This window comes from Flavobacterium sp. XGLA_31, from assembly GCF_051547105.1.
In the GTDB taxonomy this organism is placed as follows: Bacteria; Bacteroidota; Bacteroidia; order Flavobacteriales; family Flavobacteriaceae; genus Flavobacterium.
In genome coordinates this window covers 1-18,282 of record NZ_JBPTTM010000001.1, presented here as the reverse complement: position 1 = coordinate 18,282, position 18,282 = coordinate 1, and the positions used below count along the sequence as shown (strand labels likewise).

Sequence of the window (18,282 nt, the reverse complement as noted above, 5' to 3'; positions counted from 1 at the left end):
TGTTGGGCTTTTTGTTTGTTTAGAAATTAAATTCAACCGCTGGTGGCGATTCTGGTTGTCACTGTGGATTAATTACGATAGTTAAAATTCTATAAATCTTATGCCAAATTTTATAACGATTACCCCCTAATTACTCAGTTTCTTTGTTGTGTAATCTTTTAACTTTTTTATTATGAAAAATACAGTAATGATTTTAGCAGCTGTTGTTATTTTGGCTTCATGCAAAAATACCGACAGACATGGAGAAATAACAGACGATGTAAAACAAGTTACCATAGATTCAATGAAACAAGTTGCCGAAAAACAAAGAATCATTGATTCGATGAATATCGAAAAAGAAAAAGCGCTACAAGAGCAAGAGACTGCAGCAGTCAATAATCAGCACTCGACAGCTGCTGCTCCTACTAAGAAAAAGGGATGGAGTAATACTGCCAAAGGAGCCGTAATTGGAGCCGGAGTAGGGGCGGTAACCGGAGCAATCGTCAGTAAGAAAAAAGGAGAAGGAGCCATTATTGGGGGCTTGGCAGGTGCCGGAATTGGAGCCGGGACGGGAGCAATAATTGATAGTAAAAAGAAATAAGTTAAAATTATTTCTTTTAATAAACGAGTTGTCAGCAGGGATGGTGACAACTCGTTTTTGTTTTGGTTAAATATACAGGGGTTATTAGTACATTTGTGTAAATCCCTCTGTTTATGAAAGTAATAAAGAAAATTCTTTTAAGCTCATTGATTCTGATTGTTATAGTAACAGTAACTGCATTCAGTTATCTTGAATATTCTAAACCCCAATACGATGGAGAACTCAGTCTCAAAAATATCACTAAGGAGACAACAGTGTATTTTGATGAGTATGGAGTCCCCCATATTTATGCTGCCAATCAAAAAGATGCTATGACGGCATTAGGTTATGTTCATGCACAGGACAGGCTTTGGCAAATGGAACTCATGCGTCGTATTGCTCCCGGAAAACTTTCTGAAATCTTTGGAAATTCAGTATTAAAAACGGATAAGTTTTTTGCAGGAATTGGTATTGATGAAAACTCTGCCCAAGCAGTGGCGAGGTTAGATAAAAATTCACAGACTTACATATTGGCAAATGCCTATTTGGACGGAATCAATCAATATTTAGCAGAAGGTACTACTCCAATCGAGTTTAGTTTACTTGGAATTAAAAAGGAAAAGTTTACCCTGAAAGATGTTTATAATGTTTTCGGTTTTATGTCATTTAGTTTTGCCATGGGGCAAAAGACAGATCCTTTGCTCACTGATATCCGCAATCGTTTTGGTATGCGCTATTTGAAGGATTTTGGGATTCATGGTGAATTTGGTACTAAGCAATTAAAAAGCTACAAAGGTGATTTAAAGGAATATGCTGCTATTTCAAAATCGGTGTCTGTGCTGTTGGATAAATCCCCTGTTCCGGCTTTTATCGGAAGTAACAGTTGGGTAATTGGTGGGGCAAAAACTAAAAACGGGAAAGTCATTCTAGCCAACGACCCCCATATTTTATATTCGCAACCCGGGACTTGGTACGAGGCACACATTTCGTGTCCCGATTATGAAATGTATGGTTATTATATCGCCGGAACGCCATTCCCATTGTTGGGACACAATAGGGACTATGCTTATGGTTTGACTATGTTTGAGAATGATGATGTTGATTTTTTTCAGGAAGAGGATAATCCCAATGATAACAAGCAATATAAAACTGTTGAAGGCTATAAAAATTATTCATACCATCAGAAAACAATAAAAGTAAAGGACAGCTCCGATGTGAAATTGAATGTCAAATTCAGTCAGCACGGGCCAGTGATTACCGGTTTGTTAGATGGATTGACAAGTAAAAAAAGCGTGGCAATGTCATGGATGTATACTCAGCAGAGAAATAAAATTCTTGAAGCTGTTTACGGATTGTCACACGCTAAGGACTTGACGGATTTTCATAAAACGATAGCGTTGATTCATGCGCCCGGACTTAACATTATGTATGGTGATGCTAAGGGAAATATTGCTTGGATTGCTTCAGGGAAATTATATAAAGTCGATTCGAGTATCAATACAAATTTTATTCTCAATGGGTCAAATGGGGTAGACGATAAAAAGGAATTTCTACCTTTTGACAAAAACCCTTCTGCCATTAATCCGTCATGGAATTATGTTTATACGTCCAATAACCAACCCGAAGCGATTGACGACTATTTATATCCGGGATATTATTTGCCAAGAGACCGAGCTGAGCGTATAGACGGTTTGTTGGCTCCGAAAAATGATTGGACTAAGGAAGAGGTTGGTAAGATGTTGTTTGATAATACTTCGGCCACAGCAGAAAAGATAGTTAAAAGCATGACTGCTTCGGTTAAAATGTCGCAGTTAAGTCCAATTGAAAAACAAGCCATGCAAGTATTGCAAAACTGGAAAGGTAAACACAACATGAAAAATGTATCCCCAACAATCTACAACAAGTGGATCTATTTTTACTTGCGAGATACTTTTGAAGATGAATTTGGTAAAGACAATTTCAAACTGTTGCTTGGCACGCATATTATAAAGCAGGTTATTGAAAACCAAACTCAGAATGCGGAGTCGCCTTGGTGGGATAATATTGGAACCAAAGACAAAAAAGAGACACGTTCTGATATTCTTACACAATCGTTCAAAGAAGCTGTTGTGTCACTTGAAAAACAGCTTGGTTCCGACGTAAAAGAATGGAAGTGGAAACGGGTGCATCAAGTAACTTTTGAACATCCTATCGGAAAGCTGGCTTTGTTTAGTCGGTTTTTTAATGTGGATGCCTATCCTGTTTCGGGAAGCAATGAAGTTATCAATAATCAGTTGTTTTTGTATTCGGATGATGAGGTGCTTCGGGTAAAAGGCGGGCCTTCTACAAGACGTATTATCGATTTCTCAGACATTGAAAACAGCTGGAGTGTATTGCCAACAGGGCAATCGGGGAACCCAATGAGTATCCATTACGATGACCAAACACCACTCTTTATCAAGGGAAAATTCCGCAAAATGAAATTGAACAAAAGAGAGATTGAAATGACTTCCACCAAGCTAGTTTTTAAGCCTATATAGCAAATTTGCAAAATTATCTTAAATACATTCGCTCATTAATGGCAAACCCTTAAATTTGCATAACCGTTTACAAAAATTAAATGCAAACTCCTCAAAAAATTGCTGTAGTAGGTTCGGGCTTAGTCGGGACTTTATTAGCAATCTATCTCAAAAAACAAGGTCACACGGTTCACGTTTATGACAGAAGCCCCGATATCAGGACGGTAGAATTCTCCGGACGTTCCATCAATTTAGTAATGTCTAATAGGGGTTGGAAGGCTATGCAGGATGTTGGTTTGGATGATGAAATCCGAAAAATAGGAATTCCTGTAGACAAACGAGCCATTCATTTGCAGGACGGTCAACTCAACTATCAATATTACGGCAAAGACGGAGAAGCAATTTTTTCGCTTTCCCGTGGGGTTCTGAATCGAAGAATGATTGATTTGGCAGAAGCAGAAGGCGTGACTTTTTTCTTTGAGCATAAAATTTGGGATGTTACTTTAGCCGATGCTACTTTGCATATAGGAGAAACTGAAAGAGGTGAGTGGACAGAACTAAAATACGATAAAGTTTTTGGGGCTGACGGCGCGTTTTCCAGAATAAGACACCGCATGCAACGTCAAAGTATGTTTGATTATTCGCAGGAGTTTATGAAAATAGGTTACAAGGAGTTGCATATTCCTGCTAATGCTGACGGAACACATAAGATTGATCAAAACTCTTTACACATTTGGCCCAGAGGAAACTTTATGTTAATGGCTCTGGCTAATTTAGACGGTAGTTTCACCTGTACCTTGTTCATGCCGTTTGAAGGAGAAAATTCGTTTGAACAATTAAAAGATGAGCAGGCTTTGGTTGCTTTTTTTGGTCATTATTTTCCCGACACTAAGGAGGTTATCCCGGATTTGGTAAAAGATTTTTTTAAAAATCCAACCAGTTATTTGGCTATAATGAAATGCTATCCTTGGACCTACGAAGACAAAATTGCCTTAATAGGGGATTCAGCTCATGCTATAGTTCCTTTTTACGGACATGGAATGAATGCAGGCTTTGAAGATATCACTGTTTTAAATGAAATGATGGAGCGATATGGGGATGATTGGAAAGCCATTTTTAGCGAATACCAAAAGTCGCGTAAGCCCAATGCCGATGCGATTGCAGAACTATCGTTGCGAAACTTCATTGAAATGAGTACCAAAACGGCTGATTCCAGCTTCTTATTGCAAAAGAAAATTGAAAAATGGTTCTCTGATAAGCATCCGGATAAGTGGATGCCGCTTTACAGTCGCGTAACTTTTAGTTTGCAACCTTATTCCGAAGCCTTAGCTATAGGGGATTTGCAAAATAAAATTATGGAAGAAGTGATGCAAATGGACAACATTGAAACCGAATGGAACAGTGAAGCAGTTGAGCAAAAAATTATAGGATTGTTACAGTAAAAAAAGTCCTGATTAATCAGAGTTTTTATTCTTCTTCCCGGTGTACTTTATTGAAATCAAAAGCCGGATTGCAAATGGCAATGTATTCACAGGGTTCGTCAAAAGGGTTGGAATATTGTACCCTTGTATTTCTCTCAATTTTAATAGACTGACCTGCTTCCAGAATTACAATTTCATCTTCAATAATGAACTGCTTTTTGCCTGAAATGATATAGGTGTATTCGTCAAATTCCGGGGTTTGAAAAGGTTCCTTCCAATGAGGAGGAGCTACCATGTGTGCTATCGAAATTTCTGAATTGTTTGTAGTAGCTTTACCATGGTGTTCTTCTATTAGTTTGCCATCGGTAGTAGGCACAATGAAAGGTTTTTTTTGGATATAATATTTTTTCATTACAACGAGAGTTATTTTTTAAACATAAAATAGACCGCCAACACCAAAAATACGAATCCAATGGCGTGGTTCCAACGAAAATTTTCTTCTTTGAAAAACAACAAAGAAAAGCATACAAAAACCAACAGGGTTATAACCTCTTGAATCACTTTCAGTTGCAAGAGGGAAAAAGGGCCTCCGTTGCCTTCATATCCCATTTTGTTGGCGGGTACCTGAAAGCAATACTCAAATAGAGCCAATCCCCAACTGATTAAAATGACAGTGATGAGTCCGGCATTTTCAAACCATTTCAATTCCTTAAATTTCAAGTGGCCATACCAGGCCAACGTCATAAAAATGTTGGATAAAATGAGCAAACCAATGGTGAAATAACCTTTCATGTGACGTTTAGTGTTAAGAAAATGTTGCTTCAAAAATAAGGAAATGTTAATTGATTTCCATTCCCTCACAAAAAGTTATAATTTTAGAGATGTTAAAAAAGATAAGCCAGAAAATACATTTTTTATACTTTTTGCGTTATACTTATGAATACGCAGTAAAACACTTAAAATAAGTGTGATTTTTGTTTAAAATTCAGTGATTTTTTCAAATGTCCAAATTCGGCTTTTGGACTCGTTTCAGGCTACTTTAGATTAAATCTAAAAAAAGTTTTTTTATTTGAAGTAAAAAATTAAATTTGCTCCTATTCAAGTTTATTAACAACTAAAACTTATAAATTATTTAAAAATTAAAATTTAGAAAAATGGCAAACGTTAAAAAAGAAAGTGGTTCAAAAGGAGGAAATATGTTCTCTGGAATTGTGATTGTAGCATGTATTGGAATTGGAATTCTGGTTTGGAATTTCATTATGGGGGCCGGCTCAAACTTTGAAGGTGGAGTAAACACAGGACACCCGCTACCAGGAAACTATTTAGCAATGGTTTATAAAGGAGGGCCAATTGTACCGGTTTTGATGGGGTTATTATTAATGGTAGTTGTTTTTTCAATAGAGCGTTTTGCTGTGATTTCTAAAGCAGCAGGGAAAGGAAATTTAGATGTTTTCATGAACAACATTACAGCAAGTATCAAACAGGGAAATATTGATGATGCTATTGCTGCTTGTGACAAACAACAAGGTTCAGTTGCAAATGCTGTAAAAGCGGCTTTGGTTAAATACCAAGAAGTAAAAAAAGAAGGTTTCAACAGCGAAGAGGCTTCTGAAACTATTCACAAAGAAATTGAAGAAGCTACAGCTCTTGAAATGCCAATGTTAGAGCAAAACTTAACAATCCTTTCTACCTTAGTAGCTCTAGGTACTTTGGCAGGATTATTAGGTACGGTAACAGGTATGATTAAAGCGTTTGGTGCGTTAGCTTCTGCAGGAACACCTGACCAAGCTGCATTAGCAAATGGTATTTCTGAGGCGCTTATCAACACTGCAACAGGGATCTCAACTTCAGCCTTGGCAATCATTACGTACAACTTCTTTACATCTAAAATTGACACGTTGACTTACTCTATTGATGAAGCAGGTTCAACTATTGTGAATACATACAGAAAATTCAGAGGAAGTTTAAAATCATAATTCAATTATAGAATTTTCTATTAATTGTATAAAACAAATAAATAATGGCTAAAGTAAAAATGTCAAAAAAAGCAACTTCCATCGACATGACCGCGATGTGTGATGTGGCTTTCCTTTTACTTACGTTCTTTATCCTTACTGCAACGGCCAAAGTGCCTGAGCCACTTCCGGTAGACACACCGGCTTCAACTGTACAAACCAAATTACCTGAAACGGGGTTGGTGATGATTACAGTTGGGAAAAGTGATGGAAAAGACCGAGTATTTTTTGGTATGAAAGACAGAGCAATACGTTCAGGAGCCCTTGATTATATGGCTCAAATGTATAAAGTGGATTTCACTGAAAAAGAAAAAGAACAATTTGCACTTGTTGAAGAGTTTGGAGTGCCGGTACAAGGTTTGAAAGCTTTGTTAGCCATGAAAGGCGCCGATCGCTCTAAAAAAGGAGTACAAGAAGGTATTCCAATTGACTCTTTGGACAATCAATTAAAAGATTGGATTCAATATGCCCGTAAAGCAAATATAGACGAAGGAGCTACTAAAGAACTTCAGTTTGCTATCAAGGGAGATGCTAAAGAACAATATCCACAAATCAAAAAAGTGATGGATATTTTACAAGACCAAAAAATCAATAGCTTTAATTTAGTTACTGGTTTAAGAGGAAAAGATTATTAAAATTAATAATATAAAAAATGGCTGAATTAAATACCGGCGACGGTGGTGGCAAAGGCAAAGGTGGCAAGGTAAGAAGTAAAAAATCCAACGCAAAAGTGGATCTTACTGCCATGGTGGATTTGGCATTCTTATTGATCACGTTCTTTATGTTGACAACATCATTATCCAAGCCGCAATCTATGGATTTGGGTTTACCGGATAAGGATGAGAAAAAAGATGAAAATAAAGATATTAAAGTTGACCAAAGAAGAACAGTTACCATCATCTTAGGGAAAGACAATAAAATTAAGTGGTTTCATGGCTTAATCGAGGCACCTGAAGCCGGTGGAGCACCAGCAGATGCTGTATACGGCAAAAATGGTATCCGAAAAGAAATCTTGAAAAGAGTTGTTTCCATTCCACAAGTAACGGGGGATAAAAAGAAAGGAATGATTGTTATTATCAAACCTACTAAGTTGTCAACCTATAGAAATTTGGTGGATATTTTGGACGAAATGGCAATTTGCGATGTGCCTACCTATGCTATCGTAAATGATTTCTCTCCAGAAGAAAAGAAATTGGCTGAAGAAATGAACAAGTAATGCGCAAGCGCAATAAAACTTTAAAAAAATGAAATTAGACTTATTAACCAGAAAGTGGATTGATATCGTTTTTGAAGGACGTAACAAGGCTTATGGAGCCTATGAGTTGCGTAAAGATAGTCCGAAAACAACGATGCGTGCGCTACTTATTGGTGGGTTGATTTTTTGTTTTGCAGTAGCGGCACCGCTAATTATAAGCTTAATTCCTGAAAGCTCTGACCAAGATGCTAACATGGATAAAAAAATCGTAACCATCAAATTACCACCAAAAGAAGAGCAACCAAAAGATTTACCTCCACCTCCACCTCCTCCTCCAAAAGTGGATCAGGTAAAGTTCGTTAAACCGGTTGTGGCCAAAACAGAAGAGATTACTGAGGAGCCACCAAAGATTGAAGAAATCAAAGATAAAAAACTGGGAGACGAAACGATTAAAGGAGATCCGGATGCACCGTTGACCGTTGAGCCTGTAGGAAACGGTCCAAGTCAGGTAGTAGAAGAAGATAACAATATCTACAACACTGCGGGTATTGAAGTAAAACCTGAATTTCAAGGTGGAATGGATAAATTCTACAAATTCATTGGTAAAAACTATACTACTCCCGAGGATTGTGCCGGTGGAAAAGTATATGTTAACTTCGTTGTAGAAAAAGACGGTTCGTTAACTGATATCAAAGTAATCAGAGAAGCTTGTCCCGGATCAGGAAAAGAAGCTGTAAGAGTTTTGAAATCTTGTCCTAAATGGAACTCAGGAGAGCAAAACGGTAAAAAAGTAAGGGTGTTGTTCTCCTTGCCAATTACCATACAATCTACCGAATAATGGTTTCAAGATTTATAGAAAATTTTCAGAAGAAATCGCTTAAAGAGCGATTTCTTCTCGTTATAGGAGTTTTGTTTTTTTTGATTTATTTAACATTTGGGTTAATTATCATTTTTTGGAAATCACTTCCATTGGCATTATCCTATAAATACAGAATTGTTTTTGGAATTTTACTAATAGTATATTCTTTTTTACGATTTTTGCGTTTTTTTAATAAAGACTAGTTTTCTCGTTATGAAAAAAATAACCAAAACCGTCATAGGGTTTCTATTATTAATGCTTCTTTTCTTTTTTTCCTGCCAAAAGAAAAATAATGAAAGTTTAGATACAATTATAGAAGGAAAAGCAACGCTCTACATTGATGAATCTATTTTGCCTATTGTTGAAGATGAGCAAGCTGTTTTTGAAACCCAATATAATGCTAAGTTGCATTTGGTTGCAAAATCAGAAAACGAAGTGCTGAATTCCATGTTAAATGACACAGCGAAGATTGCTGTATTGACCCGAAATCTTTCGGCCAAGGAATTGAAAGCATTTCAAAGCAAAAAAATAAACCCAAGAATTACTCCTTTTGCTACCGATGCGATAGCTTTGGTTAGGAATAAGTCCGTTAATGATACGTTGATTTCCGTGCAAAATATTATTGATTTTCTCAATGGGAAAGAGGTTCAGGGAATTAAAGGATTAGTGTTTGATAATGCCAATTCAAGTACAGTGAGATACATGTCCGATTTAACCGGATTGAAAATTGAGAATCAGAAAAATATTTTTTCTCTCAAAACCAATCAGGAAGTGATTAAATATGTCGCAGCCAATAATGGAATGGTAGGAGTAATAGGGATGAATTGGATTTATCAACCTCCATTAGATTTAGAGGAGGACGTGAATAAAGTTGCGGTTTTGGCTGTTAAAGGAATGAAGTCGCAGGAGTATGTTGCTCCCACTCAAGATAATTTAGCATCAGAAAAATATCCTTTGGCACGCCATTTGTACATTATCAATTGCCAAGGTTATTCAGGTTTGGGAATGGGATTTGCTTCCTTCCTGGCCGGTGAAAGAGGCCAGCGTATCATTTTAAAATCCGGCCTAGTGCCCGAACGCATGCCATCCCGGAAAATAGTGATTAGAAACAGTATTACTAAAGAAAAAAAATAATTTATAAAAGAGATGAACAAGTTTAAAATTTTCAGTTTAGCGTTAGTAGCAACCACAGTTGCTAAAGCTCAAGATTTGGAACCGGCGAAGAAAGCGATTGATGCTGAACAATTTGAAAAAGCAAAATCCTTATTGAAATCAGTTATACAAGCGAAACCAACCAATGGAAGGGCAAGTTTTCTTTTGGGAACCATTTATTTAAAACAAAATATTGCAGATTCGGCCGCTGTATTTTTTAACAAAGGATTGTTAGCTGCCGATGGAGCCAAATTTAACAACATTGGCTTGGCCCAAATTGATTTAGATGCAGGTAATAAAACAGCCGCTCAGGCTAAATTTGATTTGGTAACCAAAGATGTTAAAAAAAGAGACACAGAAGAATATGTTTACATCGCACAGGCTTTAATGAATGCGGATAAGCCGGATTATAAAGCGGCTATCGCAATTTTGACTAAGGCTGCTACTGCCAATCCAACGGATCCACAAGTGCAATTGGCTTTGGGTGATGCTTACTATGGCGATAAAAAGCAAAATGAAGCCTATGTGGCTTATCGAAATGCTTATCAAACAGACAGCTCATTGCTTAGAGCAAAAATGCAATTAGGTGTTTTATTGAAAGGAGCAAAAGCCTATACTGAAGCAGTGAAAGCGTATAATGAAGTTATAGGGATTAATCCGAATTATGGTCCTGTATACAGAGAATTAGCAGAAACTTATTATTTATGGGGAAATAATGAGCCTAAAACCTATAACGAGAATATTCAAAAGGCTTTAAGTTTCTATGAAAAATATATGAGTTTAACGGATTATTCAATTACATCTCGTATGCGTCATGCCGACTTTTTAATTTTGGCCAAAGATTACAAAGCGCTTGAAGTTGAAGCCAATAAAATGAAAGAGTTGGATAATGTAAACCCTAGAATTTTACGTTATTTAGGTTATTCTGCATATGAAAACGGAAATACTGATGCTGCTTTGGACGCTTTACAAAGGTTTACTTCCAACCCGGCAAATAAAATTATTCCACGAGATTATATGTATTTGGGTCAAGCCAAAATCAAAAAAGGAACCAGTGTTGACGGTAAAACAGTTGATGCAACATTGTTGACAGCAGCTCTTGCTGATATCAAAAAAGCGATTGAAATGGAACCGCTAATGGCTAATGATTTAAATGAGATTGGGAAAAAATTATACGACCAAAAAGCATTTACAGCTGCGGCCGCAGTATTTGAAATAGCAGTGTCAGTTCCAACTTCTAAAAATTACTTGATTGATAATTTTTACTTAGGAAATGCACTTTACTACGATAATACCAGAAAAGATGTGGTAAAACCGGATCCTATTGCTTTGCAAAAGGCAGATGTGGCTTTTGGAAATGTGATCACTGCTTCGCCTACAACACAAGACGCTTATTTGTTTAGAGCCAGAACCAATCGTTTGTTAGAAAATGATGCTATGATGACAACATACTATCAACAATATATTGATACAGTAACAGCAAAAGGTGAAGCTGAAATTACTAAAAATAAAGCAAAATTTATTGAAGCCTATAACAACATGGCGGCCAGTTATGCCAATACGGATAAAGCAAAAGCAAAAGAATTATTCAATAAAACTTTGGCATTAGATCCTGCTAATTCCTATGCAACTGAATCTTTGAAGCTATTAAAATAGGCTTTAAAGTTCTCAATACACAAGACCGATAGCGTGAGCTGTCGGTTTTTTTATTTCCCAATTCAAATTAACTCTTTTTCAAATTGAGTATCTTTGCTCTCAATATATTTTAAAATGTTATCAAAAGAAACGCAATTAGCTGTCGAAAAAGGAGAAATGCTTCCGCTGATGGAAGAGTTTTATACCATACAAGGAGAAGGTTTTCATACCGGAACAGCAGCTTATTTCATTAGAGTAGGAGGTTGTGATGTGGGATGTCATTGGTGTGATGTCAAAGAAAGTTGGAATGCGGAGTTACATCCGCCGACAAATACAGATACCATAGTAGAAAATGCTGCAAAATACGCGGATACTATAGTTGTTACAGGAGGGGAACCGCTGACTTGGGACATGACTTTGTTGACAAAAAAGTTAAAAGATAAAAAACTGAGAGTACATATCGAAACTTCCGGAGCTTATCCGGTGAGTGGTACTTGGGATTGGTTTTGTTTGTCACCCAAGAAAAATAAGTTGCCGGTAGATGATGCCTATGCAATTGCGAACGAATTAAAAGTCATTATTTACAACAAGCACGATTTTATTTTTGCCGAAGAACAAGCAGCTAAAGTCAATCCGAATGCAATTCTTTTTTTGCAGCCTGAATGGAGTAAAAAAGAGGAGATGACACCGTTAATTGTTGATTATGTAATGAGCCACCCAAAATGGAGAGTGTCGTTGCAAACCCACAAATACCTCAATATTCCGTAGCAAACATCTTATGAAGACAGTGGTTTTAGTTGCCTTTTTTTTATTTTTTCCGACTATGCTTTTCTCACAAATCGTAGGAGAAGATGAAGTTTATCTGAATGGGGAAAGGATAGAAGCTAAATTCAATGGTGGCGGAATAGAAAATTTTACCGAGTTTGTCCATAGAGAATTTGATTATTCAAAAGTAACCAAACCGGGAAAACTCGAAGCGACCTTTACTATTGACGAAAACGGTGATGTCAAGAATATTAAAATTACACAAATTTTGGACATCGAATCTGCTACGGAATTCATAAGAGTTTTAAAAAAGTGTCCAAAATGGGAACCTGCTATGCGTAACGGAAAACCTATCAGCATTGATATAAAATATCCAATGGTTTTTAAAGAAAAGAAAAAAACCGGAGTAACTCAAATGCAGCCAAAGCCGGAATCAATAGGAGACAGTAATTTGTTAACTACAACTGAAGTGGAAAAGGCACCCAGATTCCCTAATGGAATTGCTGGTTTTTACAAATACATCAGTGCAAATTATAACGTGCCCAGAGATAAGAACTTCAAAGGAGGAAAAGTTTATGTTACTTTTATCATTGAGAAAGATGGCGCTGTTACTGAGGTTAAAGTAATAAGGGATTGCGGTTTCGGTACCGGGGAAGAAGCAAAAAGAGTACTGTCTTTATCTCCAAAATGGTTGCCCGGTGAACAAAAAGGAATCCCGGTAAGAGTACAGTATTCTTTGCCCATCACCTTACCGAGTAACTAAAATACTTCCCAAATAACATTTGGGATTTTTTATTTTTATCTAATAATCATCCATCATGAAATCATCAAATCAGGAAATCACAAATAACGAATTAGGAAATGCAAGTAAATCAGAATTTTTACTGAATCCGTCTATTACCTTTTTGAATCACGGCTCTTTTGGAGCTTGTCCCAAACCCATTTTTGAAGAATACCAACGTTTTCAAAGAGAACTCGAATCAGATCCGGTTGAATTCATTACCCAAAAGCAACCCAAATATTTAAAAACAGCTCGTGAGAGCTTGGCTCAGTTTGTAGGGTGTCGCGCTCAGGATTTGTTTTTTACTCCCAATCCTACCTATGCTGTAAATGTTATCATGCGCAGCTTAAAGCTAAATCCCGGAGATGAAATTTTGGCTACGAATCATGAATATGGTGCGATGGACAGAACTTGGAATTTTTACTGCAAAAAAACGGGTGCCAAGTACATTCGTCAAAACATCAGCCTGCCGGTGACTTCCAAAGAGCAAATGATAGAGGAGTTTTGGAAAGGCTACAATGCCAAGACCAAAGTTGTTTTTCTGAATCAATTCTCAAGTGCTACCGCTTTGATTTTTCCGGTCAAAGAAATTTGCGACAAAGCCAGAGAGTTGGGGTTGATTACGATTGTGGATGGCGCTCACGTGCCGGGACATATAGCTCTCAATATTACCGAGCTCAATCCCGACTATTACACCGGCACTTTGCACAAATGGATGCTCGCGCCAAAAGGCAGTTCCTTTCTGTATGTGAGACCCGAATGGCAGAATGAATTGGAGCCATTAGTGGTGAGTTGGGGGTATCAAAGCATAACTCCCGGTGAAAGTCAGTTTTTGGATTATCACGAATTACAAGGAACACGAGACGTTTCGGCGTTTTTGTGTACGCCAGCAGTGATTGAGTTTTTGACAGTAAATAATTGGAAAGCGGTATCAGCGCAATGCAAGCAAATGGTGTTGGATAATTACCAACGTTTTTGTGATTTGCTCCATACACAACCGATAGCGCCTATGACTACCGAATTTTTAGGGCAAATGGCCAGTATTCCTGTCAACACAAACAGACCAGTTGAGCTTAAAGAGTTGCTGTATTCAAAATACAAAATACAAATTCCGGTGATGCCGCTGAATGACAAGGTGTACATTCGCTATTCGGTTAATGCTTATAATTCACAGACGGATTTAGATATTTTGTACAACGCTTTGGAAGAAATTATCAAAACAACGGATTTGATACAAGCATAAAACCCTAGCCCGGATGGCAGTGTAAATCCTCGAAGAGATTGTAACGAACAGCCGGAATATGCTCCTAAAAAAGTCGGGCTAAATAATCGTAATGTTTGCCTTCTGCTACGAGCTCGCAATTCAGGCCGTTAGCATGAGCGGCATTTTGCAGGGTGTTATAATCCAAATACAGCCAGGGGAAAGGGGTTTCGGTTTCTCCTTTATAGGAAACCGTAAAGGTCAATTCCCCATAATAGCCATCTCCCGGAATCCATTTTCCACCATCTTCATCTTCATCAAACATGTAAATGATGTCTGAGCTGTCAATGAGAATTTGTCCGTTTGGTGCTAATAAAGATTTTAATTTTTGTAAATATTTTGAAGTTTCGGCCAAGGTTCCAAAGATGCCCGTGCCATTCATCAATAATAATAGGGTGTCAAATGTGCCGTGGTCTAAATCTAAAATATTCTGAACTTTTACATTTTTAAGTCCGCGAAGTTGGCAAGCTTCAATAGCTTTGGGAGAAATGTCAATTGCGGTGACCTCAAAACCCTTGCTCTGCAGAAACAAACTGTGACTTCCGGCACCGCAACCCACATCAAGAACTTTGCCCTTGGTGAGTTGCAGGGCTTTTTTTTCCGGTTTTGGCATTTCCCCGTAGTTTCTGAAAAGATAAGCAACACTCATTTCATCCGCTTCCGAAATATTGGTTTCGGTAATCAAGTCTTCGGGAGTATTATTGGTTTGAAAATCCAGTATGGCTTTTCCGAAAAGGTCTTTCATAAATGTAATTTAGAAGTGTAAAGTTGGTACTTTTGCATCAGAAATAAAATGCAATGCTCAAGCCATCCTTAAACGAAATTCAAAAGTTAGCCAAAGATAAGCATATCGAAAACAAAAAGTATTTTGATAAGCTTAAAAAGAAACCGCCAAAGAATTTAGATTATGTCATGCAGGATTTGCATGATGCCGAATTCAAGCGGACTGATTGTTTGCAATGTGCCAATTGTTGTAAAACGACCGGGCCTTTGTTTACGTCGGCAGATATTGAGCGTATTTCAAAACATTTGAAACAAAAACCCCAGCAATTCATCGATCAGTATTTGCGGATTGATGAAGACAACGATTATGTGCTTCAAAGCGTTCCGTGTACTTTTTTGGATCATGAAAATTATTGTATGATTTATGATGTGCGCCCCAAAGCCTGTCGCGAATTTCCACATACCGACAGAAAAAAATTCCAACAGATTTCAGATTTGACCTTAAAGAATGTGGCGATTTGTCCGGCGGCCTACAATATTGTGGAGGAGATGAAGAAGAAATTGCCTTTGTAATATGAAAAAATCACGATTCCTATTCGTTGTTTACCTTATTTCGCTTTCAGTTTCATTTGTGGGCTTTTGGTTGGATACTGACAAGTCGCAAAGCTCATTAGGGTATCAAATTCTTGAAATTTTTCTATTGTCACTTTTCGTGTTTTTATTTCTGTCATTACCTATGTTTTTTATGCGGTCTTTATTTCTTTCGATAAAGAAACGTTTTAATATATAAGATACTTTTTTCGCATGGCTTTAAAATCCTGCAATCCTTTTTCCCACGATTTTCTGATGTCACTTTCCGACGTTCCGGATTCAATCTGCTGTTGCAGTTTTTGGGTTCCGGCCAATTTGGTGAAGAAAGAGGTAAAGAACTTCGATTTGTCAGCGGTGGTTTGATAGGCTTTAATCAACCACTTCAATTCCAATTGGCGCAACTTAGGAGTAGCGCTCAAATCCTCTCCATAACACAATTGATTTTTATAAGGTGGTTCTTTGGCTCCCAAATTCGGTACCGGTGTGAAGCTAAAGTCGCTTTTCGGCAAATAAGGGGAGCCGTAAATCTGGAATTGCTTTTCGGTACCACGCCCCACACTCACATTGGTGCCTTCAAACAAACACAAACTGGCATACAAGTTTACAGCCTGATCATTCGGCAAATTGGGAGAGGGTTTTACCGGTAAACTGTAGGCCATTTCTCTTTTGTAATTCAGGCAGGGAATGACAGTAAGCCTGCATTGGATTCCGTCTTTCAACCATTTTTCACCGTTAATCATTTGAGCGTATTCGCCTATAGTCATCCCGTGCAATAACGGAATGGTATGCATTCCCACAAAACTGGTGTATTCTTTTTCCAAAATAGGGCCGTCTACAATGCTGCCATTCGGATTCGGTCTGTCTAATACAATCAGCGGAATGTTGTTCTCGGCACACGCTTCCATAATATAATGTAGCGAAGAAATATAAGTGTAAAAACGCGCACCCACATCCTGCAAGTCGAAAACCATGACATCAAGACCAGTCAGTTGTTCCGGTTTGGGTTTTTTATTGTTGCCGTATAAGGAAATAATCGGCAAGCCGGTTTTTGCATCTTTGCCGTCCACTACATGCTCTCCGGCATCGGCGGTACCACGGAAACCGTGTTCGGGAGCGAATATTGTTTGAACAGTTATTTTTTGGTCCAAAAGAAAATCAACCAAATGGGTTTTGTTCGAAAGAATTCCGGTTTGATTAGTGACGACCCCCACTTTTTTATTTTTCAACAATGGCAGGTATGCGCTATAATTGTCAGCTCCGGTTTGAATGTTTGAGGTGGTGTTTTCAGTCACAACTGTTTTTTCCTTTTCTCTTTGTTCGATATTCTTCCCTGAGCTCCCGCAAGAAACCATTAGCAAAACCGAGAATAAAACTGTATTTTTGAACACCAAATTTGACATCATACCATTGAAATTAGAATATTTTATAGCGAAACGACTTATTACTGCTAAAGACCATAAAAGTAGTATTTCCGCGCCAATAATAAAAATCGCTATCACGGCCATTGCCTTGGGTATGATTATGATGATGATTTCTGTTGCTACCGGTATGGGACTCCAACAAAAAATACGTCAAAAAGTTTCCGCTTTCAACGGTCATATGATGATATCAGGGTATAATGATAACAATTCTGATGTCAGTACCGATCCAATTTCTATCCATCAGCCTTTTTATCCCAAGTTTAAAAATGTAACGGGAATTGCTCATGTTCAGGCTGTGGCAAGCAAAGCCGGAATTATAAGAACCGAATCGGCTTTCGAAGGGATTATTTTCAAAGGGGTAGGCAAAGACTATCAAACCGACAATCTCAAAGAATATCTGATTGAAGGGCGATTGCCTGATTTTAAATCCGGGCTCAATGAGGAAGTGCTCATCTCGCAATACTTGTGCAATAGATTAGGATTGAAACTCGGAGACAAATTTGTAACCTACTTCATGAAAGAAAACAGCGAAGGATACAACCTGCGCAATTTCAAAATTGTCGGCATTTACAATTCGGGCTTTCAGGAATTCGATGCCAGTTATGTTATCGGCGACATTCGTCATGTCCAACGCATCAACAAATGGCGTCCCGATGAGATTGGTTCCTTTGAGGTGTTTGTAGACGACTTTACACAAATACAACAAAAAGGGCAGGAAGTGTACCAGGAAACCTCCTCTACATTGGACACCCAAACCATAGTCGAAAAGTTCTATTATATTTTCGAGTGGCTCAAACTGTTCGACTTTAATATTATTGTCATCCTCATTGTCATGATAGCCGTGTCTACTATTAATATGGTAGTTGCTTTATTGGTTTTGATTTTGGAACGAACCCAAATGATTGGGATTTTAAAATCACTGGGTGCCGGCAACTGGACCATTCGGAAAATATTTCTCTACAATGCTGCTTACTTAATAGGAAGGGGATTGTTTTGGGGTAATGTTGTCGGAATAGGTTTGCTGCTAATCCAAAAGTACTTTGGCATCATTAAACTTAATCCCGAAAGCTATTACGTCAACGAAGCTCCGGTCGACATCAATCTGTTTTACATTTTACTCTTAAATATAGGTACTGTAGTTGTTTGCTTGCTGGTTTTACTCATCCCGTCCTATATTATTACCAAAATCACTCCATCCAAATCCATTAGGTTTGAATAGTTAGGAGCACCACTCCTGTTTTCACAAGCTATTTTCACCCGCTGTTTGCTATATCTTTTGCGGCTTAGCGCCACAAAAGGATGCCGCTCCCATCGGGGCTAAAGTTCGCTTTTTTGAGATTCATCGACCAACTGCATTTGCAAAATACATGATATCAGTGGATTAAAAAAAAGATAAAAAAAGGGAT

The 18,282-nt window shown here is 37.7% G+C and carries 18 protein-coding genes; 14 read left to right on the top strand and 4 right to left on the bottom strand.

Features of this window, described 5'->3' with window-relative positions:
• Positions 1 to 172 precede the first annotated feature (172 nt).
• The 3 genes from ACSVH6_RS00090 to ACSVH6_RS00080 all read left to right on the top strand — a co-directional run bounded on the left by ACSVH6_RS00090 (position 173) and on the right by ACSVH6_RS00080 (position 4,499).
• Complete coding sequence (locus ACSVH6_RS00090) at positions 173 to 580, top strand: YMGG-like glycine zipper-containing protein (protein ID WP_438074349.1); 408 nt, start codon at positions 173 to 175, stop codon at positions 578 to 580.
• Between the two features lie 113 nt (positions 581 to 693).
• Complete coding sequence (locus ACSVH6_RS00085) at positions 694 to 3,078, top strand: penicillin acylase family protein (protein WP_438074347.1); 2,385 nt, start codon at positions 694 to 696, stop codon at positions 3,076 to 3,078.
• Positions 3,079 to 3,158: 80 nt separating this feature from the next.
• The gene (locus tag ACSVH6_RS00080) at positions 3,159 to 4,499 is read left to right on the top strand and encodes an FAD-dependent oxidoreductase (RefSeq protein ID WP_438074345.1); all 1,341 of its coding nucleotides are present in this window, start codon (positions 3,159 to 3,161) and stop codon (positions 4,497 to 4,499) included.
• Positions 4,500 to 4,524: 25 nt separating this feature from the next.
• Here the strand turns inward: ACSVH6_RS00080 and ACSVH6_RS00075 are convergent, their stop codons facing one another.
• The gene (locus ACSVH6_RS00075; protein WP_438074343.1) at positions 4,525 to 4,890 is read right to left on the bottom strand and encodes a cupin domain-containing protein; all 366 of its coding nucleotides are present in this window, start codon (positions 4,888 to 4,890) and stop codon (positions 4,525 to 4,527) included.
• 11 nt (positions 4,891 to 4,901) lie between these two features.
• Entirely contained in the window at positions 4,902 to 5,270 is a 369-nt protein-coding gene (locus ACSVH6_RS00070) for a DMT family protein (protein ID WP_438074341.1), read from the bottom strand.
• A 362-nt stretch (positions 5,271 to 5,632) separates the two neighbouring features.
• Here ACSVH6_RS00070 and ACSVH6_RS00065 point away from each other — a divergent pair, with 362 nt between their 5' ends.
• The 9 genes from ACSVH6_RS00065 to ACSVH6_RS00025 all read left to right on the top strand — a co-directional run bounded on the left by ACSVH6_RS00065 (position 5,633) and on the right by ACSVH6_RS00025 (position 14,123).
• Positions 5,633 to 6,454, top strand: a complete 822-nt coding sequence (locus tag ACSVH6_RS00065) for a MotA/TolQ/ExbB proton channel family protein (RefSeq protein ID WP_438074339.1) — start codon at positions 5,633 to 5,635, stop codon at positions 6,452 to 6,454.
• Between the two features lie 44 nt (positions 6,455 to 6,498).
• On the top strand, positions 6,499 to 7,128 hold the full coding sequence (locus ACSVH6_RS00060; protein ID WP_438074337.1) for an ExbD/TolR family protein: 630 nt from the start codon (positions 6,499 to 6,501) through the stop codon (positions 7,126 to 7,128).
• 17 nt (positions 7,129 to 7,145) lie between these two features.
• Positions 7,146 to 7,709: an ExbD/TolR family protein gene (locus ACSVH6_RS00055; RefSeq protein ID WP_438074335.1), complete on the top strand. Its 564-nt coding sequence runs from the start codon at positions 7,146 to 7,148 to the stop codon at positions 7,707 to 7,709.
• A 28-nt stretch (positions 7,710 to 7,737) separates the two neighbouring features.
• Positions 7,738 to 8,526: an energy transducer TonB gene (locus tag ACSVH6_RS00050; protein WP_438074333.1), complete on the top strand. Its 789-nt coding sequence runs from the start codon at positions 7,738 to 7,740 to the stop codon at positions 8,524 to 8,526.
• Between the two features lie 234 nt (positions 8,527 to 8,760).
• Complete coding sequence (locus ACSVH6_RS00045; RefSeq protein WP_438074330.1) at positions 8,761 to 9,681, top strand: PstS family phosphate ABC transporter substrate-binding protein; 921 nt, start codon at positions 8,761 to 8,763, stop codon at positions 9,679 to 9,681.
• 12 nt (positions 9,682 to 9,693) lie between these two features.
• Positions 9,694 to 11,355, top strand: a complete 1,662-nt coding sequence (locus ACSVH6_RS00040; protein WP_438074328.1) for a tetratricopeptide repeat protein — start codon at positions 9,694 to 9,696, stop codon at positions 11,353 to 11,355.
• A gap of 114 nt (positions 11,356 to 11,469) precedes the next feature.
• On the top strand, positions 11,470 to 12,102 hold the full coding sequence (locus tag ACSVH6_RS00035; RefSeq protein ID WP_438074326.1) for a 7-carboxy-7-deazaguanine synthase QueE: 633 nt from the start codon (positions 11,470 to 11,472) through the stop codon (positions 12,100 to 12,102).
• A 55-nt stretch (positions 12,103 to 12,157) separates the two neighbouring features.
• Positions 12,158 to 12,862, top strand: a complete 705-nt coding sequence (locus ACSVH6_RS00030) for an energy transducer TonB (protein ID WP_438074324.1) — start codon at positions 12,158 to 12,160, stop codon at positions 12,860 to 12,862.
• Between the two features lie 55 nt (positions 12,863 to 12,917).
• Positions 12,918 to 14,123, top strand: a complete 1,206-nt coding sequence (locus ACSVH6_RS00025; protein WP_438074322.1) for an aminotransferase class V-fold PLP-dependent enzyme — start codon at positions 12,918 to 12,920, stop codon at positions 14,121 to 14,123.
• A gap of 64 nt (positions 14,124 to 14,187) precedes the next feature.
• On the opposite strand, the gene ACSVH6_RS00020 is transcribed toward ACSVH6_RS00025, so the two are convergent.
• A complete protein-coding gene (locus ACSVH6_RS00020; protein ID WP_438074320.1) occupies positions 14,188 to 14,886 on the bottom strand; it encodes a class I SAM-dependent methyltransferase in 699 nt (232 codons plus the stop codon).
• A 53-nt stretch (positions 14,887 to 14,939) separates the two neighbouring features.
• On the opposite strand from ACSVH6_RS00020, the gene ACSVH6_RS00015 reads away from it, so the two are divergent.
• Positions 14,940 to 15,437, top strand: coding sequence for a YkgJ family cysteine cluster protein (locus ACSVH6_RS00015; RefSeq protein ID WP_438074318.1), 498 nt, complete (start codon positions 14,940 to 14,942; stop codon positions 15,435 to 15,437).
• 206 nt (positions 15,438 to 15,643) lie between these two features.
• Here ACSVH6_RS00015 and ACSVH6_RS00010 read toward each other — a convergent pair whose 3' ends face one another.
• A complete protein-coding gene (locus ACSVH6_RS00010; RefSeq protein WP_438074317.1) occupies positions 15,644 to 16,858 on the bottom strand; it encodes an exo-beta-N-acetylmuramidase NamZ family protein in 1,215 nt (404 codons plus the stop codon).
• Between the two features lie 4 nt (positions 16,859 to 16,862).
• Between ACSVH6_RS00010 and ACSVH6_RS00005 the strand changes: the two genes are divergently transcribed.
• Positions 16,863 to 18,095 (top strand): ABC transporter permease, encoded by a 1,233-nt coding sequence (locus ACSVH6_RS00005; RefSeq protein ID WP_438075746.1) that lies wholly within the window; start codon positions 16,863 to 16,865, stop codon positions 18,093 to 18,095.
• The last annotated feature ends 187 nt before the right edge of the window (positions 18,096 to 18,282 follow it).

Excerpts from the sequence above, each read along its gene's own strand:
- ACSVH6_RS00080 (WP_438074345.1), top strand. The coding sequence starts at position 3,159 with ATGCAAACTCCTCAAAAAATTGCTGTAGTAGGTTCGGGCTTAGTCGGG.
- ACSVH6_RS00035 (WP_438074326.1), top strand. The coding sequence starts at position 11,470 with ATGTTATCAAAAGAAACGCAATTAGCTGTCGAAAAAGGAGAAATGCTT.
- ACSVH6_RS00050 (WP_438074333.1), top strand. The coding sequence starts at position 7,738 with ATGAAATTAGACTTATTAACCAGAAAGTGGATTGATATCGTTTTTGAA.
- ACSVH6_RS00040 (WP_438074328.1), top strand. The coding sequence starts at position 9,694 with ATGAACAAGTTTAAAATTTTCAGTTTAGCGTTAGTAGCAACCACAGTT.
- ACSVH6_RS00070 (WP_438074341.1), bottom strand. The coding sequence starts at position 5,270 with ATGAAAGGTTATTTCACCATTGGTTTGCTCATTTTATCCAACATTTTT.
- ACSVH6_RS00075 (WP_438074343.1), bottom strand. The coding sequence starts at position 4,890 with ATGAAAAAATATTATATCCAAAAAAAACCTTTCATTGTGCCTACTACC.
- ACSVH6_RS00030 (WP_438074324.1), top strand. The coding sequence starts at position 12,158 with ATGCTTTTCTCACAAATCGTAGGAGAAGATGAAGTTTATCTGAATGGG.
- ACSVH6_RS00020 (WP_438074320.1), bottom strand. The coding sequence starts at position 14,886 with ATGAAAGACCTTTTCGGAAAAGCCATACTGGATTTTCAAACCAATAAT.
- ACSVH6_RS00060 (WP_438074337.1), top strand. The coding sequence starts at position 6,499 with ATGGCTAAAGTAAAAATGTCAAAAAAAGCAACTTCCATCGACATGACC.
- ACSVH6_RS00045 (WP_438074330.1), top strand. The coding sequence starts at position 8,761 with ATGAAAAAAATAACCAAAACCGTCATAGGGTTTCTATTATTAATGCTT.
- ACSVH6_RS00085 (WP_438074347.1), top strand. The coding sequence starts at position 694 with ATGAAAGTAATAAAGAAAATTCTTTTAAGCTCATTGATTCTGATTGTT.
- ACSVH6_RS00010 (WP_438074317.1), bottom strand. The coding sequence starts at position 16,858 with ATGATGTCAAATTTGGTGTTCAAAAATACAGTTTTATTCTCGGTTTTG.
- ACSVH6_RS00065 (WP_438074339.1), top strand. The coding sequence starts at position 5,633 with ATGGCAAACGTTAAAAAAGAAAGTGGTTCAAAAGGAGGAAATATGTTC.
- ACSVH6_RS00025 (WP_438074322.1), top strand. The coding sequence starts at position 12,918 with ATGAAATCATCAAATCAGGAAATCACAAATAACGAATTAGGAAATGCA.
- ACSVH6_RS00090 (WP_438074349.1), top strand. The coding sequence starts at position 173 with ATGAAAAATACAGTAATGATTTTAGCAGCTGTTGTTATTTTGGCTTCA.
- ACSVH6_RS00055 (WP_438074335.1), top strand. The coding sequence starts at position 7,146 with ATGGCTGAATTAAATACCGGCGACGGTGGTGGCAAAGGCAAAGGTGGC.
- ACSVH6_RS00015 (WP_438074318.1), top strand. The coding sequence starts at position 14,940 with ATGCTCAAGCCATCCTTAAACGAAATTCAAAAGTTAGCCAAAGATAAG.